Annotated in this window: 14 protein-coding genes, 1 tRNA gene and 1 riboswitch (1 of these 16 cut by a window edge); of the genes, 12 read left to right on the top strand and 3 right to left on the bottom strand. The window is 43.9% G+C overall.

Going from position 1 to position 14,228, the window contains the following annotated elements:
• Positions 1–1,540, bottom strand: the 5' portion of a protein-coding gene (ade, locus tag E4663_RS10595; protein ID WP_135327528.1) for an adenine deaminase. 200 nt of this gene lie to the left of the window's left edge; 1,540 of the gene's 1,740 nt are visible here — the first part of the coding sequence; the start codon lies at positions 1,538–1,540; its stop codon lies beyond the left edge, outside the window.
• Positions 1,541–1,584: 44 nt separating this feature from the next.
• Positions 1,585–1,686: riboswitch (purine riboswitch) on the bottom strand.
• 232 nt (positions 1,687–1,918) lie between these two features.
• On the opposite strand from ade, the gene E4663_RS10590 reads away from it, so the two are divergent.
• The 12 genes from E4663_RS10590 to E4663_RS10535 all read left to right on the top strand — a co-directional run bounded on the left by E4663_RS10590 (position 1,919) and on the right by E4663_RS10535 (position 12,323).
• Positions 1,919–3,151 (top strand): NAD-dependent epimerase/dehydratase family protein, encoded by a 1,233-nt coding sequence (locus tag E4663_RS10590; RefSeq protein ID WP_135327527.1) that lies wholly within the window; start codon positions 1,919–1,921, stop codon positions 3,149–3,151.
• Positions 3,152–3,299: 148 nt separating this feature from the next.
• Complete coding sequence (locus E4663_RS10585) at positions 3,300–4,469, top strand: TraB/GumN family protein (RefSeq protein ID WP_135327526.1); 1,170 nt, start codon at positions 3,300–3,302, stop codon at positions 4,467–4,469.
• A gap of 127 nt (positions 4,470–4,596) precedes the next feature.
• Positions 4,597–5,022, top strand: a complete 426-nt coding sequence (locus tag E4663_RS10580; RefSeq protein WP_135327525.1) for a hypothetical protein — start codon at positions 4,597–4,599, stop codon at positions 5,020–5,022.
• Between the two features lie 175 nt (positions 5,023–5,197).
• Positions 5,198–5,650, top strand: a complete 453-nt coding sequence (locus E4663_RS10575) for a hypothetical protein (RefSeq protein WP_079480812.1) — start codon at positions 5,198–5,200, stop codon at positions 5,648–5,650.
• Positions 5,651–6,040: 390 nt separating this feature from the next.
• Positions 6,041–6,111 (top strand) — tRNA-Gly (locus tag E4663_RS10570).
• A gap of 149 nt (positions 6,112–6,260) precedes the next feature.
• Positions 6,261–7,970 (top strand): ABC-ATPase domain-containing protein, encoded by a 1,710-nt coding sequence (locus E4663_RS10565; RefSeq protein ID WP_135327524.1) that lies wholly within the window; start codon positions 6,261–6,263, stop codon positions 7,968–7,970.
• Between the two features lie 16 nt (positions 7,971–7,986).
• Positions 7,987–9,120 (top strand): tRNA epoxyqueuosine(34) reductase QueG, encoded by a 1,134-nt coding sequence (gene queG, locus E4663_RS10560; protein WP_079480810.1) that lies wholly within the window; start codon positions 7,987–7,989, stop codon positions 9,118–9,120.
• A gap of 56 nt (positions 9,121–9,176) precedes the next feature.
• The gene (locus E4663_RS10555) at positions 9,177–9,725 is read left to right on the top strand and encodes a methylated-DNA--[protein]-cysteine S-methyltransferase (protein ID WP_079480809.1); all 549 of its coding nucleotides are present in this window, start codon (positions 9,177–9,179) and stop codon (positions 9,723–9,725) included.
• A gap of 80 nt (positions 9,726–9,805) precedes the next feature.
• Complete coding sequence (locus tag E4663_RS10550) at positions 9,806–10,666, top strand: amidase domain-containing protein (RefSeq protein ID WP_241657153.1); 861 nt, start codon at positions 9,806–9,808, stop codon at positions 10,664–10,666.
• Between the two features lie 50 nt (positions 10,667–10,716).
• The gene (gene trmL / locus E4663_RS10545; RefSeq protein ID WP_079480807.1) at positions 10,717–11,193 is read left to right on the top strand and encodes a tRNA (uridine(34)/cytosine(34)/5-carboxymethylaminomethyluridine(34)-2'-O)-methyltransferase TrmL; all 477 of its coding nucleotides are present in this window, start codon (positions 10,717–10,719) and stop codon (positions 11,191–11,193) included.
• A gap of 328 nt (positions 11,194–11,521) precedes the next feature.
• Positions 11,522–11,776 carry a hypothetical protein gene (locus tag E4663_RS10540; protein ID WP_135327523.1) on the top strand — a complete coding sequence of 85 codons (255 nt, stop codon included), beginning with the start codon at positions 11,522–11,524 and terminating at the stop codon, positions 11,774–11,776.
• Positions 11,777–11,891: 115 nt separating this feature from the next.
• Positions 11,892–12,323 carry a hypothetical protein gene (locus E4663_RS10535; protein ID WP_135327608.1) on the top strand — a complete coding sequence of 144 codons (432 nt, stop codon included), beginning with the start codon at positions 11,892–11,894 and terminating at the stop codon, positions 12,321–12,323.
• A 48-nt stretch (positions 12,324–12,371) separates the two neighbouring features.
• On the opposite strand, the gene lipA is transcribed toward E4663_RS10535, so the two are convergent.
• Together lipA and E4663_RS10525 are read right to left on the bottom strand one after the other, a co-directional pair.
• Positions 12,372–13,316, bottom strand: coding sequence for a lipoyl synthase (lipA, locus tag E4663_RS10530; RefSeq protein WP_135327522.1), 945 nt, complete (start codon positions 13,314–13,316; stop codon positions 12,372–12,374).
• An 18-nt stretch (positions 13,317–13,334) separates the two neighbouring features.
• Positions 13,335–14,150, bottom strand: a complete 816-nt coding sequence (locus E4663_RS10525) for a lipoate--protein ligase family protein (RefSeq protein WP_135327521.1) — start codon at positions 14,148–14,150, stop codon at positions 13,335–13,337.
• Positions 14,151–14,228 lie beyond the last annotated feature (78 nt).

Genomic DNA, 14,228 nt, shown 5'->3' with positions numbered 1-14,228 from the left:
TGAGCCCTGCTATGGAAAGTGGTACGCTTGCAATCACGTCTCCGTTCTTCACGATGACGAGTCCGCCTTCCATTTTCTCTAAAGCTTGAATGGCCGTCTGCAAGTCTTGATCGCTTGTTCCTACTGCAACGATATTGTGGGAGTCGTGAGCCACTGTAGTAGCCATAGCTCCTACCTTGATTCCGAAACCTTTGACAATACCTCTACCGACGTTCCCGGTTCGTTTATGCCTTTCTGCAGTGATCAGTTTCAACTGATCCGCTTCAACAGAAGGTTTGAAGTTCCCATTCGCTACAGGTACTGTTTCAACGATTTTCTTCGTATTTATCTGATTTGGGATGATTTCAATTATATGTGCTTTTTGGTCAGTCCCAATGCGTATTTGCAGGTCAGGTTCCGTAATGCTTTTCATATTGATGGAAGAAGAAACTCTTGAATCGGCGTCGATAATTTCGTTACGATCTCTTAGGTAGTTTCCATTTTCCGCAATTCGCTCTCCGTTTTTATAGACTTCTTTGATTGTCACACTTTCCAAATCTTCAATCAGGACAAAATCGGCGTCATAGCCCGGGGCAATCGCTCCTTTTTCATAGAGACCGTAGCATTCTGCGGCATTGAGGGAGGCCATTTGATAAGCTATCTCAGGCTTTATTCCTGATTCGATGGCAAGACGAATATGATGATCGATACTTCCCTCATCGAGGAGGTCATCAAGGTGTTTGTCATCGGTGCAGAATAAACAGCGGCGTGCGTTGGTCGGCGTAACGATCGGCAGAAGGCTTCTGAGGTCTTTTGCAGATGAGCCTTCTCTCATCAGGACATACATACCACGGCGGAGGCGCTCTTTTGCTTCTAGTGCTGTATTGCATTCATGATCGGAGTGTACTCCTGCTGTGCGGTAAATATTGATGGCGTCATTCGGTAATCCTGCGAGGTGTCCATCTATTTTTCCGTTGTAGGATTTCGTATCAATGATTTTTCGAAGGAGGTCCTCGTCCCCGCTACGCAGAGCAGGGTAGTTCATGACTTCCGCTAATCCTAAAACATTTTCTTTGTCCAGGTAAGGAAATAGATCTTCTGCTTGCAGAATGGCTCCTGCATTTTCGAACGGAGTAGAGGGGACGCACGACGGGAGCATAAAGAAGATATCGAGTGCTGCTCGCTCGGCATCTCTCATCATAAACTCTATCCCTTGTGTCCCAGAAACATTAGCGATCTCGTGTGGATCCGTGATGACTGTTGTCACGCCACGCGGAAGAACGATGCGTGAGAACTCTGAGGGTGGTACCATGGAGGATTCTATATGGACGTGTCCATCTATGAAAGAAGGACACAGGTAGCGTTGTTCGGCATCGATTGTTTGGTGTGCTTCGTATTGACCGAGTCCTACAATCTTACCATCTTGGATAGCTACATCGTCATGCATCCACTCCAAGTTAAATACATCCAAAATACGAGCATTCTTGATGAGTAGGTCTGCTTTGGATTGGTTACTTGCGGCTTTTAAATTGGATTGAAGCTTGTTTATTTTCTTGTTCATTGTAATCGCTCCTTCTGACAAATTGAGAACACTCGTGATCGAAGGCGATAATACTCGGCCCTCGTAGTCAGACCGTTTACGGTGGTCTTGTAGAGACATCCGGACCTTATTTCCGAATATATACGAGTGAGAAAAGATAATTAGTAAGAGTTTACCGATAGTATGACTTCTTTGTCAACGAACAATAATAGGAGAAATTAGAACATTCCGTGTTGAAAAGGCAGGAAATATGTCGAGTTGGCTTTCATCCATAAGGGGAATCGATTAGAATAGAAAGTGGAGAGGAAGGCAAGTTTCTTTGTGAGTGAGGGCCTGTGATTTTAGTCTATTCTTTCTACTTAATGAAATAAATAACTTTTTGGTAAAGGGTGTGTCATTGTGAATTTGGAAAAGAGTCAGTCCAAGAAAATTTTTGTCTTAGGTGGGGATGGTTTCTGTGGTTGGCCGACAAGTCTTCATTTGTCCAATATCGGTCACGATGTAGTTATCATCGATAACCTATCAAGACGTAATATTGATAACGAATTGGAAGCCGGTTCTTTAACGCCTATTCAACCAATGGGTACAAGGTTAGAAGCATGGGAAGAGAATACTGGCAAGAAAATTGGATTTTATAATATTGATATCGCCGAAGATTACGATCAGTTTCTGCAAGTCATTCAGAGCGAGCAGCCTGATGCAATTGTTCACTTTGCAGAGCAGCGTTCGGCTCCTTATTCCATGAAATCTCCTAAACATAAACGTTATACGGTAAATAATAATTTGAATGCAACGCACAACGTCCTTTGTGCTATTGTGGATTCCGGCCTCGACATTCACCTTGTCCATCTTGGAACAATGGGAGTCTATGGCTATGGAACAGCTGGAATGAAGATTCCAGAAGGTTATCTGGATGTCGAGGTGCAGACAGAGTCTGGCGATCGCGTCGAACAACAAATTCTTTATCCGACAAACCCGGGTTCCGTCTATCATATGACGAAGTCTCAAGACCAACTGTTATTCCAATACTATAACAAGAACGACAGTGTCCGCATTACAGACCTTCACCAAGGAATCGTATGGGGAACGAATACGGAAGAGACGAAAATGGATGAGCGCCTAATCAACCGTTTTGATTACGATGGGGACTACGGTACTGTACTGAACCGCTTCCTAATGCAAGCGGCTGTCGGGTATCCAATCACCGTACACGGAACAGGTGGACAAACACGTGCTTTCATCCACATTCAGGATACGGTTCGTTGTGTGGAGCTTGCCATTGCCAATGCTCCTGCTCGTGAAGAGCGTGTCATGATCTTCAACCAGATGACGGAAACGCACCGCGTCAATGACTTGGCTCAATTGGTCAGCAAATTGACAGGTGGCGAGATCGCTTATGTATCGAACCCTCGTAAAGAAGCAGCTAAGAACGACCTTCACGTGAAAAATGACCTATTCTTGTCTAAAGGGTTGAACCCGACGACGCTAGATAATGGTCTTTTGCAAGAAGTAACAGAAGTAGCCGGGAAGTATGCGCACCGCGCTGATCATTCCAAGATTCCAGCTACAAGTACGTGGACGAAGGAACAAAAACCGGGCGTTCCGGAAGCGAAAGAAGAAAGTTCTGTTTAATAATAGTAGAAGCCAGGAGAAATCCTGGCTCTTTTTTATGTGGTTCTAATCAAAACTAAACGAGTATGTTATGCGGGCTTCGAATATCCATGGGGAAGGATATTTGATACAATAAGATAAAATGTACATATGGTAAAGGAAGGTTACAATGCCAGCAGAAGAGAACATTACAAGAATTCAAGTGAATGATAAAGAATTGATCTTGATCGGTACAGCCCATGTATCCAAACAGAGTGCCGAGCAGGTGAAACAAGTAATAGAAGACGAGCGTCCGGATTCTGTGTGTGTAGAACTGGATGAACAGCGCTATAAATCGATTAAAGAAGGGGATCAGTGGAAGAACACAGATATCTTCCAAGTCATCAAAGACAGAAAAGCAACCCTTCTATTGATGAACCTTGCCATATCTTCCTTCCAAAGAAGGATGGCAAAACAGTTTGGTATCAAACCAGGTCAGGAGATGATTCAGGGAATCGAATCGGCCGATGAGTTGGGTGCCGAGCTTGTTCTTGCTGACCGAAATATCCAAATCACATTCTCGCGCATTTGGTCTAACATCGGATTCGTTGGGAAGATGAAGCTGATGACGTCCATCGTTTACAGCATTTTCAGTAATGAATCCATCTCAGAAGAAGAGCTGGAGAAAATGAAATCGCAAGACATGTTGAATGGAATGCTTCAAGAAATGACCGAGCATTTTCCCACTTTGAAGAAGCCGTTGATTGATGAACGTGATCAATACTTAGCTCAGAAAATCAAAGATGCTCCCGGGGATAAAGTTGTAGCTGTTCTTGGAGCCGCCCACGTTCCCGGTATCACGAAGCAAATTCATGAAGATCATGACTTAAACGAACTGAGAAAACGTAAACCGAAGTCGAAATGGCCGAAGGTGATTGCTTGGGCGATTCCGCTAATGATCATTTCCATCATCGCCTATACATTCATCGCAAACCCTGAAGCAGGAGCACAACAGTCCTTAAGCTGGGTGCTTTGGAACGGAACCTTTTCAGCTATCGGTACAGCGGCAGCGCTTGCCCACCCGTTAGCGATTTTGACAGCCTTTATAGCGGCTCCGATTACTTCGCTGAACCCTTTGGTTGCAGCAGGATGGATCGCCGGGTTTGTTCAAGCGTATTTCCGTCGTCCAAACGTCTCTGACTTTGAGAACCTGTCTGAGGATGTCACGTCGGTGAAAGGTTTCTGGAATAATAAAGTGACTCGTATTCTGCTTGTTGTTGTTCTAGCGAATGTCGGGAGCTCACTCGGAACGTTCATAGGCGGAGCGGACGTCATACGGCTATTTTTTGAAAACCTATAAATTTAGGAAAGGAGGGCGGTTTACGCCCTTCTTTTTTTATCTTCAAGTGTAATTATGATCCATAATATGGTAGATTTAACGGGACAATAAGAATTGGATAAAGGAGGGATCCGTCTTCAACGATTTTTTGGTTTCCTTACTGTTCACCATTTTGTTCCTCTTCGGAGTACCATTTGTATTGAATAAAGTGCTCGGTTTTGTAGAGGCGCATATTTTCCGTCATCTTTCTAAAAAAGTGATTGTGTCTTTCCTTATTGGAGGGACGCTCTTGATAGAAGTTCTCCTATCTTGGATTTTAGCAGAACGGTTGGATTGGGATTTTATAGAAGCACACTTCACGATTGGCTTCCTTATGTTCATACTCGTTTGGTTCATGCAGTTTAATGAGTGGCTTGGTAATAAGTACGCTAACGTGGACAACAAAGTATTTGGAGATGGCAAGACCGTTTACTCCGTACAATTGTTCCGGTTTTCACTCAACCCATTTTCCATCGCAACACTTTTTTATTTTGTTGCTAGCATTGTCTGGTCTATAGCCGTATATAGTACATGAGGTGATATATGACCATTCTCTTAGCAATTTTTTTGTGTTTCTGTCGAGGAATTCAGACGTATGAACCCTTGTAAAAAAACATTATGGTAATATTTGTTTAATTTGGATGAAATAAGTTTTCAGTCCACATATTCCGGGCACATTACCTCTGAAACCAATTAAGGAGGAATGTTCAGTGTCCATTACGCTGAAAGAAAGGTTAAGCTCATCAACTCTGGAAAATTTGAGAACAGCTGCCGTGTTGGAGTTTACGGAAGATGTATTTGAATCGGATAACTTCTGCTCTTTAGAAGTGCTTACTCCAGATGTGTATCAGTTATTCATTGTAAACCGGAACGACCGTACATTATCTGTTCTTGGGATTACGTCTGACATGGCTGTTACGAAGGAAACGTTGTTCATCGACCGGATTATTTCCATGAAAGAATGGTTCGTAGACTACAGCCTGACAGAGAATACTCCTCCGAAAAAACTGGAGATCGAGTTCATGGGTGCAAGGACGTTGCTCATTGAGCCAAGCCTATCTATTACTCAAGATAAGAGTTACAAAGACCCTGAAGTGCTCCGCCAAGTAAATGAAGAGTTCGAGCGTTTAATTGCTGCTTTAAAAAGCACGGTGATCCTATAATACAAAAAGCCGTCCATTAGGGCGGCTTTTTTTGGTATAAAACTAGTTGCGAGCGGGTATAATAGAGGAAACGAAAGATTGCCAACTTCGAATATTAATAGAGAATTAACTTTTCGACAAAAAATCGTAAATTTCTTGTTGCATCCCCAAAATTCGATTGTTATAATAACAAATGTAGCAAAGACGTTGGTTGTCAGACAACTAATCGTAACAAATCTTCTAATCTTTTACATGCGGGTGTAGTTTAGTGGTAAAACCTCAGCCACGAGCTGATCTTCATCCGAATTTGCTACGAGTTGCCTCGACGGATTAACTTCCTTGAATAATCTTGCAGAGGAAGAGGCATGGTTGGACATCAACCAAACATTGGTAAACGTTCTTTATTAACGTGCGGGTGTAGTTTAGTGGTAAAACCTCAGCCTTCCAAGCTGATGATGAGGGTTCGATTCCCTTCACCCGCTCTTTGTCACCTCATGTAGGTGACACGTACTTATTTTATACTATGTGACAAACGCAGTGTTTCGTTAAATGGGTAACGAAGCATTGCGTTTTTTATTCATGGAATTAGGTTAAACCTCTACATAGATCATTTTACTAGGGAGGCTATAGGATGGAAAAATTGCAGCAACAACTTAAACAAATTGATGGAAAGAGTTATAAAGGGTACAAGCAGATTCAAGGAACGTACCGTTTTCAAGCATTCACTTTACACATTGATTACGTGCAAGGAGATCCATTTGCGGCACCTTCTAAAATTCGTGTGCATGTCCCTTCGAAACAACGAAGTATTTCAAGTAGTTGGTTGGAAACGGGGAGACGTAAGACTTACACGGAAGATCGGATGACGAGAGAAGTCGCCAAGGCCATTCGTAATAATGATACCTTTATAAAAGGATCCGGGAAAAGTGGAATGGTAATGGTTGACCAGCCAGGGCAGGAGATATTAGACCGTACGGCTGTCAGCTTTGACGAAAAGGGAACAACCATCTGCTTGACCGTCGGTTTGCCAGCTAACGGACGCCGTATTAATGGAAAACAGGCTGAAAAGTTATTCTTCACGGTCATTCCGGAGCTTCTGAAGCAATCCATCTTTTCCATTCAGGATAAGGAGCTTGAAGCGGCGAGTCAATTAGCCGACCAACATGATGCGATTTATGAAGAGATGGAGAAGAACGACTGGATTTCATTTGTTGCCGATGGTTCGATTCTACCTCGCGCAAGCGGCATCAGTGATCGCCCGATGAAGAAGGCCGTACCTTTTGAGAGTCCAGAGCAGAACCGTGTTGCCTTTTCGATTCCACATCGAGAAGAACCGCTTACCGGGATGGCACTTAAGAAGGGCATCGTCTTGATTGTCGGTGGAGGATACCATGGTAAAAGTACCCTCTTGAACGCAATGGAGCGTGGCGTGTATCCTCATATTAAAGGGGACGGAAGAGAGTATGTCCTGACCGATTCTTCTGCTGTCAAAGTGAGGGCGGAAGACGGACGACAAGTGTCTACAGTCGACATCTCACCATTCATCAAAAACCTTCCACATGGAACGGACACCACTACTTTTTCAACGGAAAATGCAAGTGGCAGTACGTCGCAGGCCGCAAATGTAATAGAGGCACTTGAAGCGGAAGCAAGTACGTTACTCATTGATGAGGACACGAGTGCGACGAACTTTATGATTCGAGATGAGCGTATGCAGGAGCTTGTAGTGAAAGAGAAAGAACCTATTACGCCATTTATTGATAAAATTAAGCAAATGAATGATGAATTAGGTGTATCGACGATTATGGTCATGGGTGGATCTGGCGACTATTTTCACGTCGCGGATGATGTGATCACGATGGACCAGTACCTTCCTTATAATGTCACAAGTAAAGCGAAGAACATTGCCAGCAAATATCCTACACACCGTAGTGAATCCATAGACTCATCCTTTGGGGCATTACCTAAGCGTTCCTTCCTTCCGGATAGTTTACAGACTAGAAAAGGGAAGAAAGAGAAGGTGCAGGCGAAAGGACAAACGTTGATTTTAATGGGGCGGACGGAAATTGATCTGGCTAACGTAGAGCAGCTTGTTGATGCTTCGCAAACACGCTTCATTGCGGACTTGATCAGTCACTTAGATAAAAAAGGCAAGTTGAAGAAGCAGCAGTCGCTTTCTGAACTATTGGACGACATTGAAAACCAATTAGATGAGCAAGGACTCGCGGCATTTGCTCCTTTCCAAAACCAACACCCTGGTGACTTAGCGCGCCCTCGTCGATTTGAAATTGCAGCAACACTTAATAGAATCCGAACAGCGAAAGTGAAAGATTTACGATAGAAAGGAGGTTGTCAGGGTGAATTATCATGATTTCAAAGAAGAGGTCATCGCCTATAGTAAAGAGATCGGCATCGACAAGATCGGTTTCGCCTCTGCTGATGTGTTCAGCGAACTGAAAGGGCGATTGATCCGTCAGCAGGAAAACAGCTATCAATCAGGCTTTGAAAAAGGGACGGTGGAAGAGCGTACCGAGCCGAGCCGTTTGTTACCTGGTTCCCAATCGATTATCTCCATCGCCCTAGCTTATCCTTCCAAAATGAAAGACGCACCGAAAAGTAAGAAGGGCGAACGCCGAGGCATCTTTGCAAGAGCATCTTGGGGACGCGATTACCATGATGTGCTTAGGGATCGCCTGAACAAGCTCGGTGCCTATTTGCAAGAACACTTTCCAGAAGTAGAGCTGAAGTCGATGGTCGATACTGGTGAATTATCAGACCGTGCCGTAGCAGAACGTGCGGGTATCGGATTCAGCGGTAAGAATTGTGCGATTATCACCCCGGAATTCGGTTCGTATGTATATTTGGGAGAGATTGTTACGAACATTCCTTTTCCACCAGACGAGCCAGTAGATGACAGTTGTGGGGACTGCAATATTTGCGTAGATGCCTGTCCGACCGGAGCGCTAGTGCAAGGTGGGCAGTTGAATGCACAGCGATGCATTGCTTTTCTTACACAAACGAAAGACTTTCTACCAGATGAATTCAGGACGAAAATTGGGAACCGGTTATACGGGTGTGATACGTGTCAAACCGTCTGTCCTAAAAACCGAAAAAAAGATTTCCACTTACACGAAGAGTTCGAACCGGATCCTGAAGTGGTAAAGCCGAAACTTATTCCTTTATTATCCATCTCAAATCGGCAATTCAAAGAAACATTCGGCCCTATCTCTGGGTCATGGCGTGGTAAAAAACCGATACAGCGAAATGCAATTCTTGCGCTTGGTCATTACAAAGATGAAACAGCAGTGGACGAGTTGATTCGTTTAATGAACGAAGACCCGCGTCCTGTAATCCGTGGTACGGCTGCCTATTCGCTTGGAAAAATTGGTAATGAGGACTGTTATAAAGCAATAAAAGATGCTATCATCAAAGAAGAAGATTCGAAAGTCATCGTAGAAATGGAAAAAGGGCTTGAATTTGAGTTACAGTAGCTCTAAATTCAGCATCTACTAATAGAATCTAAGAATGTGTAGAGAAGGGGTTGTTTATGAATCATCGGTCTTTTATGTACTATGACACGTTTGAGACTCCTTTAGGACCAATGACCGTACTAGCTAATGAAACAGGAGTATGTCGCATCGATTTTGGCACGTACGAAGACCGCCTTGCTTCGTTTCAATCATGGATGAGAAAGCACATGTTAAAAGGGGAACTGGTTTACGATCCTGAACAGACTTATGTAAGCCAGACCAAGAATGAACTATTAGATTACTTCGATGGTAAACGAAGTGAGTTCAGTATCCCTTTGAATTGCTACGGTACCGAATTCCAGAGAAAGACATGGAGAACGCTTCTTCATGACATTCCGTTCGGTGAGACCCGCACTTACAAGGATATTGCGACTGCTATGCGCAGCCCTAAAGCAATCAGAGCTGTAGGTGGAGCCATCAATAAAAACCCATTTTCCATTGTCGTACCATGCCATCGTGTCATCGGGAGTAATGGTAAATTAGTCGGCTATGCCGGGGGATTAGATAAGAAACAACAACTATTAGACTTTGAAAGTAAGTCATTGACTGCAGCACCATTCTCATAACCGCATGTCCTAGTCGGGACTGCGGTTTTTTTGTATGGTTTTTCCCTTTCCGTCATACGATGAAAAGAGGGGGAAGAGCCGTGAGTCATATCAATCAGCTGCAACGATATTGGGAAGGGATTATGGATCGGTTGACGGATCAACAAGAGGAAGCTTGGTTACATCATAAAGTCGTGGGACTGGAGGAACGTGGAAAGGATATTCAACGTGTGACGTTTCATCTGCAGCCGTACCACCGGCAGTCTTATGATGAATCTACAATCTTGTATTATGGTATTGGAATCAGTATTTTGTTGAAAGAGGGCCAGCATTTTTATTTAGAAGAAGGAACTTATAAAGGTATTGTTTGGTTTGATGGGGAGAAATGGGTCAAGCATGAGATGGAAACGGAAACAGGTTCCAGTGAAGCGGAGCGGGTGACATCTGCTTTCGTAGAGAAGGATGAGTTCAACCGTGCTTTCACGTACAATCGTCGCGAAGCGGTCCGTTATGCAGAGCGATGGTGGAACAGTTATAATCCAGCGTACCGTCATTTCGATGTCGATTGCACGAATTACATCTCCCAGTGCCTACGTGCAGGAGGGGCTCCGATGTGGGGACAGCCGAACCGGTCAAAAGGCTGGTGGTATGGAAGTAAAACATGGAGCTATAGCTGGGCTGTTGCCAATTCGCTACGCTGGTATCTCAGTGGATCGAGAAAAGGTTTGACGGCTGTTGAGAAATCATCGGCAGATCAACTCTCTCTTGGGGATGTTATTTGTTATGATTTTGAAGGGGATGGTCGTTACAACCATAACACGATTGTCGTGAAAAAAGATGCAAACGGGATGCCGCTTGTCAATGCTCATACCTCCAACAGTCGGCAGCGCTACTGGGCGTATGAAGATTCGACTGCTTACACCCCGAACATCAAATACAAGTTCTTTCATATCGATGGTTGAAGGGTATGATATAATAGCCTAGTTGACAAAGACTAGACTGAGGTGAAAAGATGCCAAATCATATCGTATTATTCCAACCAGAGATCCCAGCTAACACGGGAAACATTGCAAGGACTTGTTTAGCTACGGATTCAGAACTCCACTTGATCCGGCCATTAGGATTTTCGACAGATGATAAGATGCTGCGACGTGCAGGGCTTGATTACTGGCACGATGTGACGATTCATTATTATGATTCCATCCAAGAACTGTATGAGAAGTACCCTGAGGGTGACTTTTATTATATTGAGAACTTCGGCACTAAATCGTATGCAGATTTTGAATTCAGCTCGACAGATGAGGATTTATTGTTCGTTTTCGGGAGGGAGAGTGACGGGATTCCGAAGCCTCTGCTCGAAGGACTGGAGGATAAATGTCTGCGTGTGCCTATGACGGATCAAGTGAGATCGCTGAACTTGGCGAACACTGTATCCATCATTCTGTTCGAAGCGCTGAGGCAGCAAGGATTTCCTAATTTAATCAAATAAAAAAACGCATCCAAGAGGATGCGTTTTTTTATATGCGGGAATTATTTTTTAGGTTGTCCACCTTTAATGTCATACCCTGCAGAGAAAATAGCGGATAAGTATGCGATACATACAATGATAATCAGAGTTAATTTCATCTAAGTATATCCTCCTTTAATACCAGCCAAGTGTAACTGTTTTCATTATACCTTATTTCTTAAGTGATGTGAATCTTTGCCCAACTAAATTTATCCTTTGTTAGAAGACACCAGCCCATACATATAAGAGGGCGAATACATAGGTTGAAGAGTAGGTGAATAACTAAGTTAAGAAGTGGAGGAAAAAAAGAATGAATCAGTACCCATATCAACAGCCGTATCCGATCCATCAGAACTTCCGTGATGGAGACGAACGTTTCTTTTTTGGTCCTTTTGCTGGCGGATTGCTTGGTGGATTCTTAGGCGGAGCGATTGCCCCAGGTCTATATGGTGGTGGGTTCTACGGTCCTCGTCCCCCTTACTACCGACCTCCTTATTACGGAGGAGGCGGCTTTTATGGTGGTGGAGGGTTTTACGGTCGTCCTCCATACGGCGGATTCTGGTAAAATGTGTTATGACCCTGAAGCGAGTAGTAGGCTTCAGGGTCTTTTCCTTTTATTCCCTTAAAGTATGATAAGATGAAAACACCCAACCGGATTTAAAGAGGAGTGGTGTTTTTTGATGTGGAAAAAAACAGCTAGCCTGATAGTCTTCGTAGCTGTCGTTCTTTCTGGATGCAATTTAGAAGAGGAACAAGAAGTAGTAACGGAGAACTGGACGGAAAGCGAAGTATTCACTTCCGGAACTTACGAAATGATCGGCGAAGAAGATCAGCTTGGATTCATCACAGCTGGCCCGTTTCAAACAGATCAAAAGCAGAAGTATATGTGGCATTTCTGGGGGCAAGAAGTGAGTGGTGATCTGAAGGTTACGGCAATTCATGAATCTGGTCAGGAGAAAGAAATGTTATCCGGGGTACCATTAGGGGGACCAAACAACGGTGCGGATGCTCATACACCTTCCATGATGTCATTTCCGGAACAAGGCATGTGGAAGCTTGATGCTTTCATTAATGGAACTTTGCACGGGACTGTCTACGTAAAAGTGCAATAACCATGAATAAACAAAAAGGGAGCTTCCTTAGGAAGCTCCCTTTACTAATTAGAAGTTCGTTTTATCCAATGTTTCCCCTTGTGATTCGTAGCCCTTCATGTATTTGATACGACGCTGGGCAGAAGTCGCATTAACTTGTTCGTCTGCGTGGTACGAAGAGCGTACCATTGGACCCGCTTCGCAGTGTTTGAACCCTTTTTCTAATGCGATTTGTTTCAATTCTTCAAATTCATCAGGATGATAGTATCGTTCCACATTCAAGTGTTTCTTCGTCGGCTGCAGATATTGACCGATTGTCATGATATCTACGTTGTGAGCAAGGAGGTCATCCATAGCTTCGACGATTTCTTCTTTCGTTTCTCCTAATCCTACCATGATACTTGATTTCGTAGGTGTGTTCGGACGGATTTCTTTCACTCGACGAAGTAGTTCAAGCGAACGGTCATACATAGCGCGTGCACGGACTTTCTTCGTCAAACGACGGACCGTTTCAATGTTGTGGTTGAAGATATCAGGTTCTCCAGCCATTAACGTATGAAGGCTTTCGTAGTCCCCTTTCATATCAGAAGGAAGGATCTCCACCGTACAACCTGGAACGCGGCGACGGATTGCTTTGACTGTTTCAGCGAAAACAGCGGCACCTCCATCATTCAAGTCATCTCTTGCGACAGCTGTGACAACGACGTGCTTCAGTCCCATAATTTCTACAGAGTCTGCAACTCGCTCTGGCTCGCCCCAATCAAGCTCGTTAGGAAGACCTGTCTTCACAGCGCAGAAACGACATCCACGCGTACACGTATCGCCTAGAATCATGAATGTAGCAGTTTTTCTTTCACTCCAACATTCGTGGATATTCGGGCAGCGTGCTTCTTCGCATACTGTGTTCAGTTTCTTTTCTCGCATCAGTTTCTTAAGCCCTGTATAAGACTTGTTTGTATTAATTTTAATCTTTAGCCAATCGGGTTTTCTTATGTACTCTTCGTTTTTAGGCATGTTTATTCCACTCCTTTATTATCTAGAGAAATTCCATTCGTCTGTACGATAACGGGTGTCAGCAATACGTTCTACTTCGTTCCATTGATCTTCGGAAAGTTCAAATGGTTCGAGATGGATGTTCAGGCCCTTTTCGAACCCTTGTTTAAAGGCTTCCTTCGTTGTATCAAAATCAACTGGGTTCTCAAGGATTTGATTGATTGCAACGGCTTTGTCCCCGAATGCTCTTCTCGCACGTTCTTTAATCCGTTCATTCTTGTAGATGAACATATCGAAAAGCTTCACATCATCCACATCAATTGGAATAGAGCCGTGCTGGAGAATGATGCCTTTCTTACGCGTTTGTGCACTTCCGGCTGCTTTTTTTCCGTCTACTATTAATTCGTACCAGGATGGCTCTTCGAAACAGACAGCAGAGTCGTTCGTTTCGAGTTTCCCTTCCGGCACGGCGAAGTCGGCTGGGATATGTAGAGAACGGAACCCTTCCAACAAGCCTTTAGATAGAACGAGGTAAGCTTCTTTTACAGAAGCGGGCATCTCTTCGTGATCTTCGGAAACAATCACACTATATGTCAGTTCTTTATCATGCAGAACAGCTCGTCCTCCCGTTTGCCGGCGAACTAATTCATAACCGTGGCGTTTTACTCCTTCTAAATCGATCTTCCCTTTTACTTTTTGAAAGTACCCGACAGATAAACCGGCCGGTTCCCATCCGTAGAATCGGAGCACGGGTGGAATCTTTCCTTCGCGGTGCCAATTCATCAAGGCTTCGTCCAATGCCATGTTGATTGCTGGCGTGCGATGTCCGGAATCCACGTAGTACCATGTTTCCATCTGCAGTCCTTCTTTCTGTGTTTTGTACTTTATTGGAATAAAATGTTCTAGACAATTCTAACAAGGGTGGAATGGCGT

Source organism: Halobacillus salinus (genome assembly GCF_004684905.1).
GTDB lineage: Bacteria > Bacillota > Bacilli > Bacillales > Halobacillaceae > Halobacillus > Halobacillus salinus.
The sequence above is the reverse complement of the archived record's forward strand: the minus strand, read 5'-3'. Positions and strand labels throughout refer to the sequence as shown.